Here is an 18,948-nt window from a genome sequence, read left to right as displayed (position 1 = left end):
CGACCCTGGTCTGCTGGCCGACCACGCAGCCCGGGTTTGCCCGCTGCGCCCCCCGGGCTGCGTTGGAGTTCAATCGCTGCCTGCTTTGCTTTGCCGATGGAGTGACACATTGAAGCCTATCCCGAAAATTGCACTGGGTACGTTGCTGGCGCTGGCCGTAGCGGGCACCTTGGGCTGGTTCAGTCTGGACAAGGAAACTCGCGGTTTGCTCAAGACCGTGCCCACCAACCGCGACCTGTTGTTCTGGACCGTGCCGCAGCGCGACGCGGCCTTTCGCGCGCTGGACCGCATATCGCTGCTGGCCAAATGGCGTGTGGTGGAGGCCAGCGGCACGCCGCGCCCCCTGCCCGCCGGCGCGCCAATCAAGACCTTGCCCGACATTGACGCCTACATGGCCGACCAGCGGAGCAGCGCATTGCTGATCGTGCACGACGGCAAGCTGCGCCTGGAGCGCTACGGCCTGGGCTTTGACGCCGACGGCCGGTGGACCAGCTTTTCGGTGGCCAAGTCGTTCACGTCCACGCTGGTGGGCGCGGCCATTGCAGACGGACACATCAAGAGCATGGACGACAAGGTCAGCACCTACATCCCGCAAATGAAGGGCTCGGCCTATGACGACGTGAGCGTGCGCCAGCTGCTCACCATGACATCGGGCGTGCGCTGGAACGAAAACTACAGCGATCCGAACTCCGACGTGGCGCAGTTCAACAACCACAAGCCCGAGGAACCCGGCGTCGACGCGCTGGTGAGCTACCTGCGCAAGCTGCCGCGCGAAGCGCCCGCTGGTGAGCGCTGGCTTTACAGCACGGGCGAGACCAACCTGGTCGGCATCCTGCTGAGCCAGGCCACGGGCAAGCCGCTGTCGCAGTACCTGGAGGAAAAGATCTGGAAACCCGCCGGCATGGAGCAAAAGGCGACCTGGATCCTGAACAAGACGGGCCAGGAGATCAGCGGCTGCTGCATACAGGCGGCCACACGCGACTACGCCCGCTTCGGGATGTTCATCCTGGACGGGGCGGCGGCCGGCGGCAAGCCCACCGTGCCCGAAGGCTGGCTAAAGCAGGCCACCAGCAAGCGTGCCGACATCGGCCAGCCGGGCCGCGGGTACGGCTACCAGTGGTGGACGTATGACGACGGCAGCTTTGCCGCGCGCGGCATCTTTGGCCAGGGCATCTTCATCGACCCGGCGCGCAAGCTGGTGATTGCATCCAATGCCAACTGGGCGGGTGGCGCCAGCGACCCCAAGACCAGCCAGGCGCGCGAGGTTTTCTACAAGGCTGTGCAAAAGGCCCTGGACGACGAGGCCAGGCAGCGCAAGTAGGGCCCGGCTGCGTGTGCGGGCCGCCCGACCCGGTCGGGCGCGCCGCCTACAATCGCCCCCATGCGCGCAGCTCACACCCTTTTGCTGCTGGCCCTGGCCAGCGCCCCCGTTTTTGCCCAGACCAATGCCCAAAATGCCCCCCAGGGCAACAACAGCGGGCGCGAACAGCTATCAAATAGTGAGCAACAGGAACCCGGCCGCCTGAACCAGCGCACGCAGCGCATCCAGGTAGAAGACGCCGGCAGCCGTGTGGACGAAGTGCGCGTGGGCGGCCAGACGCAAAGCATCTCGGTGCAACCGAAGGCCGGCAACATGCCCAGCTATGAAGTGCAGTCGCCCGATGGCGCCCGCAGCCGCGCAGGCGCCAACAGCGGCGCAGAAACCGGCACCGCACCCCGCGTCTGGAACGTGCTCAAGTTCTGACCGGTAGCGCACCCACGCACCCGCGCGGTGCCCATGCGGCGCAGCCGCGTGCAGGCGCCCTGCAGTTCATCGGCTCCTGAGCCCAGCCTTTCTTTCATTTCACGTTTCCGTAAGCGATGGCCGTCTTTACCGAAGTCTCCAACGAAGAAGCGCGCGAACTGCTGCGCCGTTTGCAACTGGGCGAGCTGGTGGCGCTGCGCGGCATCGAGGGCGGCATCGAGAACACCAACTACTTCCTCACCAGCGAGCAGGGCGAATTCGTGCTGACGCTGTTTGAGCGGCTCACGGCCGAACAGCTGCCGTTCTACCTGCACCTGATGAAGCACCTGGCGCATGGCGGCATCCCCGTGCCCGACCCGCGTGCCGACACCAGCGGCGACATCCTGCACAGCGTGTGCGGCAAGCCCGCCGCCGTGGTCAACAAGCTGCGCGGCAAAAGCCAGCTGGCCCCGCAAGCCGTGCACTGCGCCGCGGTGGGCGGCATGCTGGCCCGCATGCACCTGGCCGGGCGCGACTTTGAACGCCGCCAGCCCAACCTGCGCGGCCTGCCCTGGTGGAACGAAACCGTGCCCGTGGTGCTGCCCCACATCGGCACCGCGCAAGCCGCACTGCTGCGCAGCGAGCTGGCCTACCAGAACCATGTGGCTGCCGGCGCCGCCTATGCCGCACTGCCCCGCGGTCCGGTACATGCCGACCTGTTCCGGGACAACGTGATGTTTGACGGCGAGGAGCTGACCGGCTTCTTTGACTTCTACTTTGCGGGCGTGGACACCTTCCTCTTCGACCTGGCCGTATGCCTGAACGACTGGTGCATCGACCTGCCCACCGGCCGCCACGACGCCGAACGCGCCACGCAGATGCTGCAGGCCTACCAGGCCGTGCGCCCGCTGACGGCGGCCGAACGCGAGCTGTTGCCCGCCATGCTGCGCGCAGGCGCCCTGCGCTTCTGGATTTCGCGCCTGTGGGACTTTTACCTGCCGCGCGAGGCATCGATGCTCAAGCCGCACGACCCCACGCATTTCGAGCGCGTGCTGCAAGGCCGCATCGCGCAGCCGGTGCACGCCGGCTGACGCCTGCATCCGCACTGGCCTCGGATGGCTGCGGCCGCCTGGCGCTGGGATTCTGCCCGCGGGCGCGTGCAATACCGGGGGCTCATGGCAGCACCGCTTTTCCCTTTTGCGGGACGGTTGAGGGCACTGGAGTAAATTCCCGGGGTATTGCGCCCTTTGCGACGGCGAAGACCGCACCATTCCGGGCCACCCCGCACGCACGCCGCAACCCGCTTCCTTCTTCGATCGCATTCCACAATGAAACTCCAAATCGTCCCCGCACGCACCGGCCTGGCCTGGGTCAAGCTTGGCATCCGGGCGTTCTGGCGGCAGCCGCTGGCGCTGGCGGCGATGTTCTTCATGACCATGGCCGCCATGTCGCTGGCCACCATGATTCCCTTGGTGGGACCTGCCATCGCGCTGGCGCTGCTGCCCTCAGCCACGCTGGCCATGATGGTCGCGGCCGCCGAGGCCACGCAGGGCCGGTTTCCAACGCCTGCCGTGCTGCTGGTGGCGTTTCGTACTGGCAAGCAACGGCTGCACGACATGCTGGTGCTGGGCGCCCTGTATGCGGTCGGGTTTCTCGCAGTGATGGGCCTGTCCGCATTGCTGGATGGCGGGCAGTTCGCGCAGGTGTACCTGGCCGGTGCACCGCTGACCAAGGAGATTGCGGAAGACCCCGCCTTTCAGCGCGCGATGTACCTGGCCATGGCGCTGTACCTGCCGCTGTCGCTGCTGTTCTGGCATGCGCCGGGCCTTGTGCACTGGCACAGCGTGCCCCCCGTCAAGGCGCTGTTCTTCAGCATCGTGGCGTGCTGGCGCAACATGGGCGCCTTCACCGTGTACGGTCTGGGCTGGCTGGGCGTGTTTCTGGTGGGCGGTATTGCGGTAGCGCTGGTGTCCACGTTTCTCACGCTGGCCGGGCTGGGCGCCAACGCAGCGGGCGGCATCATGGTGGGCGCAGCGCTCATGCTGGCCGCCATGTTCTTCACGTCGGTGGTGTTCACGTTCCGCGACTGCTTTGATGCGCCCCCGGCCCCGGCCGCAGAGGTCGACGCGGAAGCCGGCGACGAGCCGCCCGCTCCGCCATCCGGTCCGAACTGACCGCAACCGACCTTTAGGCTCCATGCAAACAAGCTGCCCGGCTGACCTTATGTAGAGGTCTTCCGGGCAGCTTGCCTGAACGCGGGGCATGACAGCCCCCGCGTGTCACCAGTCTTTTCGATACGTCTTAGCTGCCGATCACGCCGCCATCGTTCTTGGTGATGACGATCGTGGCCGAGCGGGGACGCTGGCCCGCACCGTAACCGGCATTGGCAGGCCACTGGCTCTGGTACTTGGTCGCGTCGCCCACGTTGGCCATCGCGGTGGCTTCGCCGGGATGCTGGATGTTCACGAAGATGGCTTTGCCATCAGGCGTTTCGGCCAGGCCCGTGATTTCACTGCCCTTGGGGCCCACCAGAAAGCGCTTGAGCGTGCTGTCCGTCGCGGCCTTGCCCACGGGCGTTACCACGTCCATCTTGCTGCCGTCGGCCTTGGTGTAGGTCAGCGTCTTCCTGGCGCCATCGCCCACCTGGCCGGGAACGGCCGCCAGCATCATGCAGTTGGTCACGTCGGTGTAGGCACCGTCGTCGGTCTGGATCCAGCAGATGCCCGTGGCCTTGCTGAACACCAGGCCGTCGGGGCTTGAGAAATCCTGGTCGGCCGTCAGCGCCGAGATGTTGACCATGGCTTTGTCGGCACCGGCTTCGGCGCCAAACAGGTACACGTCCCAGGTGAAGCTGCCGACCGAAGCGTCTTCCTTCATGCGCACCAGGTGACCGTTGGGGTTGCCGTTCTGGGCGCTGGTGCCCTTCATGTCGGTGTAGGCGCGCGGGTTGGCGGCATCGGGCAGGTACTGGCTGCCCGTGGGGTTCACGGCGCGGTTGCTGTTGTTGGTGAGCGTGAAGTAGATCTCGCCGTTTGCGGGGTTCACGGCGTTCCACTCGGGGCGGTCCATCTTGGTGGCGCCCACGGCGTCGGCGGCCAGGCGCGTGTTGATGCAGATATCGGCTGCGTCAGCAAACTTGTAGCTGGCGTAGTTGGCAATCGCGGTGTTGGTGGTGCTCAGCTCCACCCAGGTACCCGTGCCGTCGGCATTGAACTTGGCCACGTACAGCTTGCCGCTGTCCAGGTACTTGTCGCCGATAGCCATGCGGTCGTTCGCATTGGCGTCTGCCGCATTCCACGTTGCTGTGGACACGAACTTGTAGATGTACTCGCCGCGCGAATCGTCGCCCATGTACACCGAGAGGGGCTTGCCCGCCTCGACCTTGCCGAAGGCCGCGCTTTCGTGCGCGAAGCGGCCCAGCCCCGTGCGCTTCTTGGCCATGCGGGTCTTGTCGTAGGCGTCAATCTCGACGATGTAGCCCATGCCGTTCATCTCGTTGCGGTAGTCGTCGCTGCCGTCGGCCGAGGTGCCCGTCTTGCTGTTGTTCCAGCGCTGGTACTTGTCGCCGGCGCCGCCGGTTTCCCAGCCGTGGCGCGATGCCGCGCCCTGGTTGCGGCCATAGCGCTTGAGGGCCGCCACGCTCTTGTCGTTGCCGCGTGCAGCGTCGTCGGCAGCGCCGCGTGTGAAGTAGCCAAACCAGTTTTCTTCGCCGGTCAGGAAGGTGCCCCATGGCGTCTTGCCGGTGCCGCAATTGTTCAGCGTGCCGCGCGTCATGACGCCGGTGGGCGAGAACTTGGTGACGAGCTGTGCATTGCCACGGGCTGGGCCGGCAATCTCGATGGGGGTCAGCGAGGTCAGGCGGAAGTTCTGCGCCGAGCTGGGTACATAGGCCCATTTGCCACCCGACTTGGCGACTTCGATCACGGCAATGCCGTGCACGTCGGTTTCCTTGTCCACTTCGGCAGCGGGCCGGGGCAGCGTGGAAGTGCCGCCATTGGCGTGCAGGAAGAAGGACGACAGCTTTTCGTCGGCGGTCGCCTCGTGGTTGATGGCCAGCAGGCCGCGCTCGGTGGCATTGTCATTGCGCTTGCCGTCGGCACCCAGGCCGAACCATTCCATGCCGTCGTGGTGGTCGCCAGCGCGCTTGTCAAAGTCGCCGTCGGTGCCGTCGTTCTTGTACGCAGCCACGCCTGCAGCCATCGGGTCGCCCAGGGCAAACAGCACGCTGGCGGTGTAGCCCGCGGGCACCAGCACGGTGTCGGCCAGGCTTTTGGGCACGGCGCCAAAGCCCAGGAGCTTGGGGCCTGCGGGGGGCGGGGTCACCGCAGGGTCATCGCTGCCGCCACAGGCGGTAACGCCAAAGCCGGCCAGCACAGCAGTGCCCACCGACCCCACGCCTCCGCGCAGCAGCCCGCGGCGCGACAAACGCGCGCCCAGCACGGCGTCAAACGTGGGGTTGGCAGAAGTGTTGGCGTTTTCGTTGTTGAAGTCGATGGCCTGCACGGCCGTGTCGATGCGCTGGGTCATGGGGGTTCCTGTGTTGTGGTCGTAAAACCTGTGCAGCGTAGGAACCGCCCGTGACGCCAACGTGAAGCTTTTGCGTCGGATTGATGACACGGCACCCCGCGGGGGCGAAACGCCGCCTGCTGTTGCAGGCCCCGCTCAGTCCACCACCGTGAGCTTGGCCACGCTCAGCGCCAGCCACTTGGTGCCGTGGCGCGGGAAGTTGACCTGCGCCCGCGCGTCGTCGCCGGTGCCTTCTATCGCCAGCACCTTGCCTTCGCCGAACTTGGTGTGGAACACGTTGATGCCTGCACGCAGGCCGTGCGCTGGGGCAGCTTTTTGCACAGGCAACGGCGGGCTGGCAAAAGTCTCGGTTTTGAAGCCAAATTGGCCTCTAGCGCTGGATCCATAAGCACCGCCTGCTCCTGAATTAGGAGCAAATGAACCAAAGCCCTGCTGCTTGGGCGTGATCCATTTGAGCGCCGCCTCGGGCAGTTCGTCAAAGAAACGGCTCTTGATGTTGTAGCGCGTCTGGCCATGCAGCATGCGCGTTTGCGAATGGCTCAGGTACAGGCGCTTGCGGGCGCGGGTGATGGCCACGTACATCAGGCGGCGCTCTTCCTCCAGGCCGTCGCGGTCGCTGGCGGAGTTCTCGTGCGGGAACAGGCCCTCTTCCATGCCGCCGATGAACACGGCGTCAAACTCAAGCCCCTTGCTGGCGTGCACAGTCATCAGCTGTACGGCGTCCTGCCCAGCCTGGGCCTGGTTGTCGCCGGCTTCGAGCGCGGCGTGCGTCAAAAAGGCGACCAGGGGCGACAGGGTTTCGCCGGTGTCGGCGTCCACGATGCCGGGCATGGCGGACCTCAAAGCCTCATCGAGCAGCGGTGCGTTGGGGTCCAGCCCCTGGCTGACGGCGCTCTGCATGAGCGGCGTGCCATGCTCATCCAGCGGCAGCGCCACCGCGTCGCGGCCAAAGCCTTCCTGGGTGACAAAGCTTTCGGCGGCGTTGACGAGTTCTTCGAGGTTCTCGATGCGGTCCGCGCCTTCCTTCTCCAGCCGGAAGTGCTCAATGAGGCCGCTCGATTCGAGCATCTGCTCGATGATGCCGCGCAGGTTCAGGCCCTCGGTCTGCTCGCGCAGCACGTCGATCATGGCTACGAAGGCCTTGAAGTTGGTGCCCGCCTTGCCGGGCACGGCGCTCACGGCATCGTGCAGCGAGCAGCCGGCTGCGCGGGCGGCGTCTTGCAGCGTTTCGATGCTGCGCGCACCAATGCCGCGCGGCGGGAAGTTGACCACCCGCATGAAGCTCGTATCGTCCTGCGGGTTCTCCAGCAGGCGCAAGTACGCCAGCGCGTGCTTGATTTCAGCGCGCTCGAAAAACCGCAGGCCGCCGTACACCCGGTAGGGCACGCTGGCGTTGAACAGCGCCGATTCGATCACCCGGCTTTGCGCATTGCTGCGGTAGAGCACGGCGATTTCCTTGCGGTCAAAGCCGTCGTTGCGCACCAATTGCTTGATCTCGTCGACCATCCACTGCGCCTCGGCCAGGTCGGTGCTGGCCTCGTACACGCGCACGGGCTCGCCCGCGCCCTGCGTGGTGCGCAGGTTCTTGCCCAGGCGGCGGCTGTTGTTGCTGATGAGCGCGTTGGCGGAATCGAGGATGTTGCTGTAGCTGCGGTAGTTTTGTTCGAGCTTGATCTGGCGCTGCACATCAAACTCGCGCACAAAGTCGGCCATGTTGCCCACGCGCGCACCGCGAAAGGCGTAGATGCTCTGGTCGTCGTCACCCACCGCAATCACGCTGCCGCGGGCTTCAAAGCGCCCGCCCACATCATTGCCGGCCAGCTGCTTGAGCCACGCGTACTGCAGCTTGTTGGTGTCCTGGAACTCATCGACCAGGATGTGCGCAAAGCGGCGCTGGTAGTGCTCGCGGATGGGGTCGTTGTCGCGCAGCAGTTCGTAGCTGCGCAGCATCAGCTCGCCAAAGTCCACCACGCCTTCGCGCTGGCACTGCTCTTCGTACAGCTGGTAGATCTCGACCTTCTTGCGGCTGTCGCTGTCGTGCGTGGGCACATCGCCGGGGCGCATGCCTTCTTCCTTGCAGCTGGCGATGAAGTACGACAGCTGCTTGGGCGGAAACCGCTCGTCGTCCACGTTGTGCTGCTTGCACAGGCGCTTGACGGCCGAGAGCTGGTCTTGCGTATCAAGGATCTGGAACGACTGCGGCAGCCCCGCCGCCTTGTGGTGCGCGCGCAGCAGGCGGTTGCACAGGCCGTGGAAGGTGCCGATCCACATGCCGCGCACATTTACGGGCAGCATGGCCGACAGCCGAGCCACCATTTCCTTGGCGGCCTTGTTGGTGAAGGTAACGGCCAGGATGCCACCGGGCGTGGCGTAGCCGTTTTGCAGCAGCCAGGCGATGCGGGTGGTGAGAACGCGCGTCTTGCCTGATCCCGCGCCCGCCAGGATGAGCGCGTGCCCTGCGGGTAGCGTGACGGCGGCAAGCTGTTCGGGGTTGAGGTGGGCCAGGAGGGGCGATGCGGCCGATGGCGCAGCACCGGAAGGGGGCACCGGGGCATCCGGCGCACCCGTAAACGGGTCTTGTGGGAACATGCGCCATTGTAGAAAGCACCCCGGCAACGCCCCGCCCTGTCATGAAAAACATTGCAATTGCCCTGACTGCCACCCTTGCGCTGGCCCCTGCCTCTCATGTGCTTGCGCAGGCCGGATGCAGTAGCGACGGCGCTGCCCGCCCGGTGGTACTGTTTGAACGCTTCATCAACGCCGACTGCGCCGACTGCTGGACCGACCCGGCCACGCCAGCGCCCTCTGGCGGCACACGTACGGTAGCGCTCGACTGGATTGTTCCGGGCGCCAGCGGCGACGACGCACCCTTGTCGGCAGCCGCGACGCGGGATGGCCTGATCCGCTTGGCGGACCTGGGCCGGCAGCCCCCCAAGAACACCGATATGCACATCCTCGAGGTGGGCGTCCCGCCTGCGGGCACTGTGCGTGTCGCCAGCGGGCCGCCGTTCAACGAGTACCTGGGCACCTCAATTTCATGGCAGCCTCCAGGGAAAGGTGCCAAGGCACGCGGTCCATGGCACTACCACCTGCTCCTGGTGGAAGCGATACCGGCAGGCACCGAAGGGTCCAAGGTGGCGCGCAACATCGTCAGGAACATGCTCCAGGGCACCTGGGACGTGGCAGTTCCGCCATCCACAACGAAGCGTGTGGTCTTCACGGAACCACGCCCCATGCGCATCCCCGAAAGCGCCAAGCCGGAACGCCTGTTCATGGTGGGCTGGGTGCAGGATGCGCAAGGGCAAACTGTCGCGGTAGCGCAGTCCGTATGCCGCTGATACCGCAGGGCTTATGACGCCGGTCGCGCAGGTCGGTAGAATCAAGCACCGGGCCCAAGTTTCTTGAAGCCCGGTTTTTTGTGCCTGCGCTCAGCAGGGTCCGGAGTCACTGCCACGTTGCCTCCCGCAAAGCCGGTCTGACAGCCAAGCGCCCACCGCTACCGAAATTGTTCGGCAGCGTCCTTTTATGGAGCTTGGAAATCTCATGGAAATCTTCGACTACGACAACGTTCTGCTGCTGCCCCGCAAGTGCCGCGTGGAAAGCCGCTCGGAATGCGACGCCAGCGTAGAGCTGGGCGGCCGCTCGTTCCGGATCCCGGTGGTGCCTGCCAACATGAAAACGGTGGTGGACGAATCCATCTGCGTGTGGATGGCGCAAAACGGCTACTTTTACGTGATGCACCGGTTCGATCTGGACAACGTGCGCTTTGTGCAGGACATGCACGCCAAGGGCTGCTATGCATCGATCTCGCTGGGGGTGAAGAAGCCCGACTACGACACGGTGGACCAGCTGGTGGCGCTGGGCCTCACGCCCGAATACATCACCATCGACATCGCCCACGGCCATGCCGACAGCGTGAAGAACATGATCGGCTACCTCAAGCAGCACTTGCCCAAGGCATTCGTGATTGCCGGCAATGTGGCCACGCCAGAAGCCATCATCGATCTGGAAAACTGGGGCGCCGATGCCACCAAGGTAGGCGTCGGCCCGGGCAAGGTCTGCATCACCAAGCTCAAGACCGGCTTTGGCACCGGCGGCTGGCAGCTGTCGGCGCTCAAGTGGTGCGCCCGCGTGGCGACCAAGCCCATCATTGCCGACGGTGGCATCCGCAGCCATGGCGACATTGCCAAGAGCATCCGCTTCGGCGCGACCATGGTGATGATCGGCTCGCTGTTTGCCGGCCATGAAGAGTCGCCCGGCCAGACGGTGGAGGTCGACGGCGAGCTGTTCAAGGAGTACTACGGCTCGGCCAGCGATTTCAACAAGGGCGAGTACAAGCACGTCGAAGGCAAGCGCATCCTGGAGCCCATCAAGGGCAAGCTGGCCAACACGCTGGTGGAAATGGAGCAGGACGTGCAAAGCTCGATCAGCTATGCGGGCGGCAAGAAGCTGATGGACATCCGCAAGGTCAACTACGTGATCCTGGGCGGGGACAACGCGGGTGAACACCTGCTGATGTGATGGGTGCTGTGGCAGGGCATACGCCGCGGCGAACCGCTGCGCACCCTTGCCACCCGATCCGAGCCGAAGCCTAACTGCGCAGCAGGTTCAGCGCCATGTGGTGCAGGTCGTGCCCCGGCCGCACCAGCGCATCGAGGATGCTGAAGTGGTTCAACCTCGGCAGGACCACGCTGCGCGGCACGTAATGGCTGCCCCAGGCATCCTGCATGAGCTGGTTCTGGCGCTGGAATTCCGGGCTTTCATCGCCGCCCACGGCACAGAACAGGCAGCCCGACGGCGGCTCGAGCAGACGCGCCGGGCTGCACTGCAGCACCTGCTGCTCAGTCAGGTGCAGTGCCTGCTGCAGAAACGGCGTGTGCATCAGCGGCTCCAGGTCATGCACCCCCGATATGGACAGCGCATTGCGTACCAGGCCATCGGGCAGGCCTGCCCCGATCAACGGCCACACGCTGGTCAGCAGCATCGCTGCCAGTTGCCCCCCCGCAGAATGCCCGGCGACGGTGATGCGCCGCGGGTCGCCGCCATGGCTTTCGGCGTTGCGCCACACCCAGGCCAGCGCTTTCTCCATCTGCCGGCCGATGTGGGCCACAGTGACCGGCGCCTCGGGCGTGCCCGGGCACAGCGCATAGTTGACCACCACCACGCAAAAGCCGGCCTGCGTGAATGCAGGCGCGATGAATGAGTGGTCGGATTTGTCGAGCGACCGCCAGTACCCACCGTGGATGAACACCAGCACCGGCGCCCCGCCCGCAGCAGAGTGGATGGGCGCAAATACATCCAGCGTTTCGCCCGGGCCCGTGCCGTAGGCCACATCCAGCATGCAGGGCTGGATAGCCCGTACCGCCGCAGACTCGCGCGCCCAGCGGTCGAAGTAGTCAGCGTGGTCAGGCACCAGTGCACGGTTGTTGTACATGCGTTCCAGCCAGGCTGGGTCGTGCTGGGGCAGTGTCATGGCGGTCTCCTGTGGCTGCGGCATCATCTTTGCATTCTGCGCAGCCTGCAAGCTCGGTGACAGACTGCCAAGGCAAAAATGTCCATCATGGACAAAGCACCGAATACACGCACCGCAAAACAGATGACAACTACACCGCTTCGCATCGCCGTCCTCGGCATTGGCCTGATGGGCCGCCCCATGGCGCTCCGGCTGCAGGAGGCAGGCCACGAGGTACATGCCTGGAACCGCACCCTGGCCAAGGCCGAGCCGCTGGCCGCCTTCGGCATCACCGTTCACTCCACCGTGACGGATGCCGTGCGCAAGGCCGACATCGTTGTAAGCCTGCTCGAGAGCGGCCCCGTGGTGGGCCATGTGCTGTTCGAACTGGGCGCGGCCCAGGCCATGCAGCGCGGCGCATTGTTCATCGACATGGCGTCCATCCAGCCGCGCGAGGCACGCGACCATGCGGCGCGCCTTGGCGAAATGGGTTTGTTCCATCTGGATGCACCCGTGTCGGGCGGCACGGTCGGGGCCGAAAACGGGACCCTGGCCATCCTGGTGGGCGGCCGGCCTGAAGACTTTGCCCGGGCACAGCCCGTGTTCGCAGCCCTGGGCCGCGCCACGCTGGTCGGGCCACACGGGGCTGGCCAGCTCACCAAGCTGGCCAACCAGATGATCGTGGGGATCACCATCGGCGCCGTGGCAGAGGCACTGCTGTTTGCCGCCAAAGGCGGCGCCGACATGGCCAAGGTGCGCGAGGCCATCAGCGGAGGCTTTGCCGACAGCCGGATCCTGCAGCTGCACGGCCAGCGTATGGTGCAGCGCGATTTCGCGCCACGCGGCCGCATGACTGTGCAGCTCAAGGACATGCGCAACGCGTTGGCCACCGCCAGCGAGATCGGCTTTGATGCGCCAATCACGGCGCTCTTCGAAGGCCTCTACGCCGAAGGCGTAGAACACGGCCTGGGCGAACTGGACCACAGCGGCCTGTTCGTGGAGTTGGCCAGCCGCAATGCGATGCAATAATTTTCGCGGCGCTTGCCAAGCAGCCAAAAATTGCGGCATAATTCGAGGCCCAGCAGCAATGCAGTACAAATAAAAAGTTTGGGTTCTTAGCTCAGTTGGTAGAGCAGCGGACTCTTAATCCGTAGGTCGAGTGTTCGAGTCACTCAGGACCCACCAAACGTAAAACCCCGGCATCTTCCAGATGCCGGGGTTTTGTACTTGGGGCGGCGATCACCGCCGTAGCAGGGCAACTGGCTAGCAAGCTGGGTTACGTTGGCCGCGACGCGAAGCGCACGGTAGCCTTACGGCGAAGGCAAGGTCTCCGCGCTGCGCAAACACAGCGCCGCCTTGTCCCCGGTCCTACACGGCCAAGGCGGCTCAGCCATTAGCATCACCGGCGCGCAGCCACACAGCCGCTTTGCCGCCCTCGCCTTCTCCTGCACCGCCTGACGCGACTCCTTGAACATGAACCCACACGCCCAGACGTTATGGCGCGCCCCCCAGTGGGCCCTGGCTGCCCTGCTTGCGGTGCTGGGCATGCTGGGTCCGTTTTCCATCGATACCTACATCCCTGCATTCACCGGGATTGCCACGGCACTGGGCGCTACGCCGGTCGAGATGCAGCAGACCCTGTCGGCCTACCTGTTCGGTTTTGCATTCATGAATCTGTTTCATGGCGCTTTGGCCGACAGTTTTGGGCGCAGGCCCGTCGTGCTCTGCGGTATCGCCATGTTCACGCTGGCATCGGCCGGGTGCGCAATGTCGGAAACCATCGGGCAGCTCATCGCATTCCGCGCCCTGCAGGGACTGTCCACCGGCGCTGGCATCGTGGTGTCCCGGGCTGTGATCCGCGACATGTTTCCGCCCGCTCGTGCACAGCAGGTGATGAGCCAGGTCACCATCTACTTTGGCGTGGCCCCGGCCATCGCGCCGATTGTGGGAGGCTGGCTGTTCGTCCATGCAGGCTGGCACAGCATCTTCTGGTTTCTCACCGCCATCGGCGTGGCCCTATGGATTGCCAATTTCCGCCTGTTGCCCGAGACCTTGCAACCCGAGCTTCGCCAGCCTTTCAATGTGCCCCACCTGATGCGTGGCTATTGGCAGCTGGGTTCCAGCCCCCGGTTTGTACTGCTGGCGCTGGCCAGCGGGGTGCCGTTCAACGGGATGTTCCTCTACGTGCTGGCTGCCCCCGCTTTTCTGGGCGACCACCTGGGGCTGGGGCCTACCCAGTTCTTCTGGTTCTTTGTGCTGACCATCTCGGGCATCATGGGCGGTGCCTGGCTGAGCGGACGTCTTGCGGGCAAGATTGCGCCCAAGCGGCAGATACGCCACGGGTTCGTCATCATGGCTACCGTGGCCGTCTGCAACCTTGCGGCCAACCTGCTGCTGCCAGTGCACGCCGTCTGGGCGCTGGCGCCCATCGCCGTGTTTGCATTCGGGTGGGCACTCATGGTGCCCGTTGTGACCCTGCTGGTGCTGGATCTTCACCCCGAGCGGCGTGGAATGGCGTCATCCATGCAAGCGTTCGTGGGTTCCACTGCCAATGGGCTGGTAGCTGGCGTGCTGGTGCCGCTGGTCATGCATTCCACGGTATTGCTCGCGCTTTCTTCATTGCTGATGATGTGCGTGGGCATGTTTGCCTGGATCTACCTGCACCACCGCTGGCCCGACGTGGGGCGCAATGCAACCGCGGCGGACTAGTGCAGCGCTGAAAAACCCGCAACCCGCACAAGCACAGGAAAAATCGATGCGCCGCGCCTTGGCGCTTTGCATCTGGTGCAACGATCCGGTCAACCGGATTTGCGCCGGTCGATGCCTTTGTCTTGGTAGTAGCGCTCTTTCTCGGCATACATGGCCCTGTCGGCGCGGTGGATGGTGGCTTCGACCTGCTCCCCTGAGGCGCACGAAGCCACTCCCATCGCCAGGCTGATGGGCTGCCCAGGATAGAACTGGTTGTTCAGCTCCAGCATTGACAGGATGCGCTCCTGCAGCGTGTACGCGCCGCGCTCGTCCATACCGGGCAACAGCACACAGAACTCGTCGCCGCCAACGCGCGCTGCACAGGCGGGCGCATCCACCGACTTCCCCAGCACCTCGCCCACCCGGCGCAGGAGCGCATCGCCAGCCGCGTGCCCGCGATCATCGTTGACGGCTTTCAGGCCGTTCAGGTCTATGGCGATCACCGTCAGGGGCCACGGGCCCTTGCGCGTGATGCGGTTGAGTTCCTCCACATAGAAAGCACGGTTGCGCAACTGTGTCAGCACGTCGTGCTTGCCCAGGTACTCCAGATACGCTTCCGCCTTCTTGCGGGCCGTGATGTCCACCAGCGACAAAAGGACGAGGCTCCAGTCGGCGAGATGGTCCGCCGGTATCGAGAACTGCATGTGGATATGGACCGGGTCTCCCGATAGCGCGTAGTTGACCACCTCCCGCTGCTGGAAGGTCTTGCCCTCCCACAAGTCGATCAACTGCTCTGCAAAGGACTCGTGCATCTCCCCGCGAAACACCCGGCCAATATTGTTGAGCAGCGCCTCCTTGCTGACTGCGCCGAACATCCGCAGCGTCTGCTGGTTCACGTCGATCACCCTGATCTCGCTCATGCAGCGGGTCACAAACTCGGGGTGCACCGTGATGAAAGTCTTGAAATCGTCAATGCCCTGAGCGCGCACACCGTCGAGCAGTGCTTTCACGGAGCTGAAGTCCTCAACCCAGAGCGAAACCGGGGAATGCTCGAACAGGTCCCGCGCATGCTGCTCACTTCGCCGAAGCTGATGCGCAGCACGCACTTGGCCCGTGATGTCTTCCAGGGATACCAGCACGCGATCCCATGAGTTTTCGTGTCCGGGAAGGATGCGGGCGCGAATCTGTACGTCCAGGCGTCGGCCGTCCAGTGTGTAGTTGGCGCTCTGGTTGGAGAACTCCAGCTGCCCCGACCACAGCGCCTGCAGTTCATGGACCACTGCGTCGTGCATATCGTCACGAAACACCTTGTCGAGGTTGGCGACCAGCGCATCCTGCGAAGGCGCGGCAAACAGTTCCAGCGTTCGGCGATTGACTCGCAAAATCTTAAGCGCCGCGCTGCATGCGCCCAGCCGCGCCGGGTCGGCAGCCAGGTGTGCGTGCAGGTCGGTCACCCCCTCTGTGCGCCAGCGGTCGAACAGCTGCTTGAGCGCGCTGTAATCTTCAAGCCACAGCGAAACGGGCGCGAGATCGAACATGTGCTCGAAGTCAGCGACTTCACAATAAGAAGACGACACAGCAGGTACCTCCCTCGCCGATTATTGTCGACGCCGCAGGCGCGGCCTTGGGCGCCTTTCGGATGCGGCGCCCATGAAAAAGGGCTGGCACCTTTCGGAGCCAGCCCTTCTTCGAAGCTGTTGTGAACGCAAGGCCAAGCCGGGCAACCAGCCCGGCGGACCCCATGTATCAGCGTGCCGGACGTGCAGGACGCTTGCGAGCGTCGTGCGCAACAAAAGGCTTGCCACCGCCGCCAGCGCCTGCAGGCTTGGCAAATGCGGGCTTGCGCGGTGCGAAGTCGCCGCGAGGAGCGTAGTCGCCACGAGGCGCACCAGCGTCGCCGCGCGGAGCGAAACCACCACGGCCAGCGTCGCCAAAGCCGGGCTTGCGGCCGTAGCTGTCGCCATCACGGCGTGGGGCAGCGAAGCCGCGGTCTTCACGACCACCGCCAAAACCATTGCCTTCTGCACGTGCAGGGGCACCGCGGTGAGCGTCGCGACCAGCAAAGCCGCCGCCGAAACCACCACCGCCACCGAAGCCGCCGCGATCACCGTTGCCACCACGTGCAGGGCCACCGAAACGGCCACGCGATGCGTTGTCACGGTTGTCGTAAGAACGGCCAGGAGCACCGCGGCCACCGCCGAAATCACCACCGCGAGGTGCCTGCGGAGCGCGCTGCGAGGGCTCCATGCCCGGGATCACTTCGGCCTTGAACTGCTGGCGGCTGTACGACTCAATGTCGTAGATCTTGCGGCGGTCGCGGAACTCGGCAAACGTGACAGCCAGGCCGTCGCGGCCAGCACGGCCGGTACGGCCGATGCGGTGGGTGTAGTCCTCGGCCTTCATGGGCAGGCCAAAGTTGAACACGTGGGTGATCGTGGGCACGTCGATACCGCGGGCAGCCACATCGGTGGCCACCAGGATCTGAACCTGGCCAGCGCGCAGCGCCATCAATCGGCGGTTGCGCAGACCCTGGCTCAGGGCGCCATGCAGGGCGACGGCCGAGAAGCCTTCTTGCTGCAGGTCGTTGGCGAGGCCGTCGCACTCAACTTGCGTGCTGGCAAAGACGATAGCCTGGTTGATGGTGGTATCCCGCAGCCAGTGGTCCAGCAACTTGCGCTTGTGCTGAGCGTTGTCGGCCCAGTACAGCATCTGCTTGATGTTGGCGTGCTTTTCCTGCGGCGAATCGATGGTGACCTTTTGCACGGCAGAGCCACCGTCGTGCATCACACGCATGGCCAGTTGCTGGATGCGAGGCGCAAACGTGGCACTGAACATCATGGTCTGCTTGCGCTGGGCGGTCAGCTGGTTCAATTCGGCCAGGTCGTCCGAAAAGCCCAGGTCGAGCATGCGGTCGGCTTCATCCACAACCAGGAACTGCACCTTGTCGAGCTTGATCTGCATCGAGCGCTGCAGGTCCAGGAGGCGGCCAGGGGTAGCCACAACCAGGTCGGCATTTTGCAGCTTGGCGATCTGCAGCTGGTAAGGCATACCACCCACCACGTTGGCCACGCGCAGGCCACGGCAGTGCTTGACGAGGTCGATGGCGTCATGCGCCACCTGCTGCGCCAGTTCACGCGTGGGGCATACGATCAGGGCGCCGGGGGTGGCAGCCTTGAAGTTGCGCGAGCTGGTGGGGTCTTTGCGCTTGGCGCGCTTGGGGGCAGGCTCGCCACGCTCGGCGGCCTCAGCCACGGCGCGCTCGAAAGCGGCGCGCTCTTCAGCCTCGGCGGCCGCTTGTTGGTTGATCAGCGTGTGCAGCACAGGCAGCAGGAAAGCAGCCGTCTTGCCGGAGCCGGTCTGGCTGGACACCATCAGGTCAATGAACTTGGTGGAATCGTTTCCACCGCCCATGGCCAGGGGGATGGCCTTGAGTTGCACGCTGGTGGGCTGGGTGTAGCCAAGGTCGGCCACGGCCTGCACCAGCTCGGGTGCCAGGCCCAGCTCGATGAAGCCGTTGGGCTCAGCCGTGACTTCTTCGGCGGCAACGGCCACGATGGAATCAAGCGGGGACTGCACGGAAACGTCAGCAGCCAGGGAAATGTTTGCAGGCGCGAATTCGCCCTGCACCAAAGAGGTGTCGGTCATGATTTTTCTCTCACGAAGACGATCGCAAGCGCAGCCTGCGAGTGGCTTCGTCAATGGTTAAAAAACATCAACCATCAAACGAAACCTGCGCCGGTGGTCCGGTGCGGGTGGGCGTTCTTGCCAGTCCTGTTCTGTTCAGTGAAGACAGACGGCTGGCGGGCCCGGTGTGTGAGGGGAGATGCACAATCTGCGAGGACGGTTTCCTGCGCAGCCAGCGATTATCGCACGAATCAGGGTTTCCCCGCAAGCCCCTCCCGTTCGGATCATGGGCGCGGCGAGGTGATCCTCCGATGGCGCAGTGCCCATGTCATCGCGCGCCCTCGGGACCACACACTCAAACGGAGAGCAAGTGCGTCCGGTAATGCGCCAGCTCGTCGATGGATTCGTGCACATCGGCCAGCGCGGTGTGCTTTTGCGCCTTTTTGAAGCTGGTGTAGGCCTCGGGCTTCCAGCGCTTGGCCAGCTCCTTGAGGGTGCTCACGTCCACGTTGCGGTAGTGAAAGAAGCGCTCCAGCTTGGGCATGTACCGCACCAGAAACCGCCGGTCTTGGCCGATGCTGTTGCCGCACATCGGGGCAACGCCCTTGGGCACGTACTTCGCGAGGAAAGCGAGGATTTCCTGCTCGGCCTCTGCTTCCGTCACGGTTGATGCCTTGACCTTGTCGATCAGGCCGCTGCGGCCGTGCGTGCCCTTGTTCCAGGCGTCCATGCCATTGAGCAGCACGTCCGACTGGTGGATGACCAGGACGGGGCCCTCGACGCGCGGCTCCAGGGTCGGGCCGGTCACGACAACCGCGATCTCCAGCAGGCGATCCGTGTCGGGCTCCAGACCAGTCATCTCGCAGTCCAGCCACACCAGGTTCTGGTCGGATTTGGCAAGCATGGCGGGGGTAGGGTTGTGGGTTTCTGACAT

Annotated in this window: 14 protein-coding genes and 1 tRNA gene; 9 read left to right on the top strand and 6 right to left on the bottom strand. The window is 64.6% G+C overall.

Going from position 1 to position 18,948, the window contains the following annotated elements:
- Positions 1 to 109 precede the first annotated feature (109 nt).
- The 4 genes from ACTPOI_RS07420 (at position 110) to ACTPOI_RS07405 (ending at position 3,897) form a co-directional block, all read left to right on the top strand.
- The gene (locus ACTPOI_RS07420; protein WP_440107877.1) at positions 110 to 1,321 is read left to right on the top strand and encodes a serine hydrolase domain-containing protein; all 1,212 of its coding nucleotides are present in this window, start codon (positions 110 to 112) and stop codon (positions 1,319 to 1,321) included.
- Positions 1,322 to 1,381: 60 nt separating this feature from the next.
- The gene (locus ACTPOI_RS07415) at positions 1,382 to 1,744 is read left to right on the top strand and encodes a hypothetical protein (protein ID WP_440107876.1); all 363 of its coding nucleotides are present in this window, start codon (positions 1,382 to 1,384) and stop codon (positions 1,742 to 1,744) included.
- A gap of 116 nt (positions 1,745 to 1,860) precedes the next feature.
- Complete coding sequence (locus tag ACTPOI_RS07410; protein ID WP_440107874.1) at positions 1,861 to 2,814, top strand: homoserine kinase; 954 nt, start codon at positions 1,861 to 1,863, stop codon at positions 2,812 to 2,814.
- Positions 2,815 to 3,051: 237 nt separating this feature from the next.
- Positions 3,052 to 3,897 carry a BPSS1780 family membrane protein gene (locus tag ACTPOI_RS07405; protein WP_440107872.1) on the top strand — a complete coding sequence of 282 codons (846 nt, stop codon included), beginning with the start codon at positions 3,052 to 3,054 and terminating at the stop codon, positions 3,895 to 3,897.
- A 127-nt stretch (positions 3,898 to 4,024) separates the two neighbouring features.
- Here the strand turns inward: ACTPOI_RS07405 and ACTPOI_RS07400 are convergent, their stop codons facing one another.
- Both ACTPOI_RS07400 and ACTPOI_RS07395 read right to left on the bottom strand, forming a co-directional pair.
- Positions 4,025 to 6,250, bottom strand: coding sequence for a PhoX family protein (locus ACTPOI_RS07400; protein WP_440107870.1), 2,226 nt, complete (start codon positions 6,248 to 6,250; stop codon positions 4,025 to 4,027).
- Between the two features lie 135 nt (positions 6,251 to 6,385).
- Entirely contained in the window at positions 6,386 to 8,839 is a 2,454-nt protein-coding gene (locus ACTPOI_RS07395; RefSeq protein WP_440107868.1) for a UvrD-helicase domain-containing protein, read from the bottom strand.
- 41 nt (positions 8,840 to 8,880) lie between these two features.
- Between ACTPOI_RS07395 and ACTPOI_RS07390 the strand changes: the two genes are divergently transcribed.
- Positions 8,881 to 9,588: a hypothetical protein gene (locus ACTPOI_RS07390; RefSeq protein ID WP_440107866.1), complete on the top strand. Its 708-nt coding sequence runs from the start codon at positions 8,881 to 8,883 to the stop codon at positions 9,586 to 9,588.
- 205 nt (positions 9,589 to 9,793) lie between these two features.
- Positions 9,794 to 10,771, top strand: a complete 978-nt coding sequence (locus ACTPOI_RS07385) for a GMP reductase (protein WP_440107864.1) — start codon at positions 9,794 to 9,796, stop codon at positions 10,769 to 10,771.
- 70 nt (positions 10,772 to 10,841) lie between these two features.
- On the opposite strand, the gene ACTPOI_RS07380 is transcribed toward ACTPOI_RS07385, so the two are convergent.
- Positions 10,842 to 11,723, bottom strand: coding sequence for an alpha/beta hydrolase (locus ACTPOI_RS07380; RefSeq protein ID WP_440107862.1), 882 nt, complete (start codon positions 11,721 to 11,723; stop codon positions 10,842 to 10,844).
- A 123-nt stretch (positions 11,724 to 11,846) separates the two neighbouring features.
- Here ACTPOI_RS07380 and ACTPOI_RS07375 point away from each other — a divergent pair, with 123 nt between their 5' ends.
- From ACTPOI_RS07375 to ACTPOI_RS07365, 3 genes are all read left to right on the top strand, one after another.
- Positions 11,847 to 12,731, top strand: coding sequence for an NAD(P)-dependent oxidoreductase (locus ACTPOI_RS07375; RefSeq protein ID WP_440107860.1), 885 nt, complete (start codon positions 11,847 to 11,849; stop codon positions 12,729 to 12,731).
- A gap of 80 nt (positions 12,732 to 12,811) precedes the next feature.
- Positions 12,812 to 12,887, top strand: a tRNA-Lys gene (locus ACTPOI_RS07370).
- A 288-nt stretch (positions 12,888 to 13,175) separates the two neighbouring features.
- Positions 13,176 to 14,411, top strand: coding sequence for a multidrug effflux MFS transporter (locus ACTPOI_RS07365; RefSeq protein WP_440107858.1), 1,236 nt, complete (start codon positions 13,176 to 13,178; stop codon positions 14,409 to 14,411).
- A gap of 89 nt (positions 14,412 to 14,500) precedes the next feature.
- Here the strand turns inward: ACTPOI_RS07365 and ACTPOI_RS07360 are convergent, their stop codons facing one another.
- From ACTPOI_RS07360 to orn, 3 genes are all read right to left on the bottom strand, one after another.
- Positions 14,501 to 15,967, bottom strand: coding sequence for a sensor domain-containing diguanylate cyclase (locus ACTPOI_RS07360; RefSeq protein WP_440107856.1), 1,467 nt, complete (start codon positions 15,965 to 15,967; stop codon positions 14,501 to 14,503).
- Positions 15,968 to 16,136: 169 nt separating this feature from the next.
- A complete protein-coding gene (locus ACTPOI_RS07355; RefSeq protein ID WP_440107854.1) occupies positions 16,137 to 18,035 on the bottom strand; it encodes a DEAD/DEAH box helicase in 1,899 nt (632 codons plus the stop codon).
- Positions 18,036 to 18,369: 334 nt separating this feature from the next.
- Positions 18,370 to 18,948: an oligoribonuclease gene (gene orn / locus ACTPOI_RS07350; protein ID WP_440107852.1), complete on the bottom strand. Its 579-nt coding sequence runs from the start codon at positions 18,946 to 18,948 to the stop codon at positions 18,370 to 18,372.

It is taken from the genome of Acidovorax sp. BL-A-41-H1, assembly GCF_051942715.1.
This window is presented reverse-complemented; position numbering and strand designations above follow the sequence as displayed.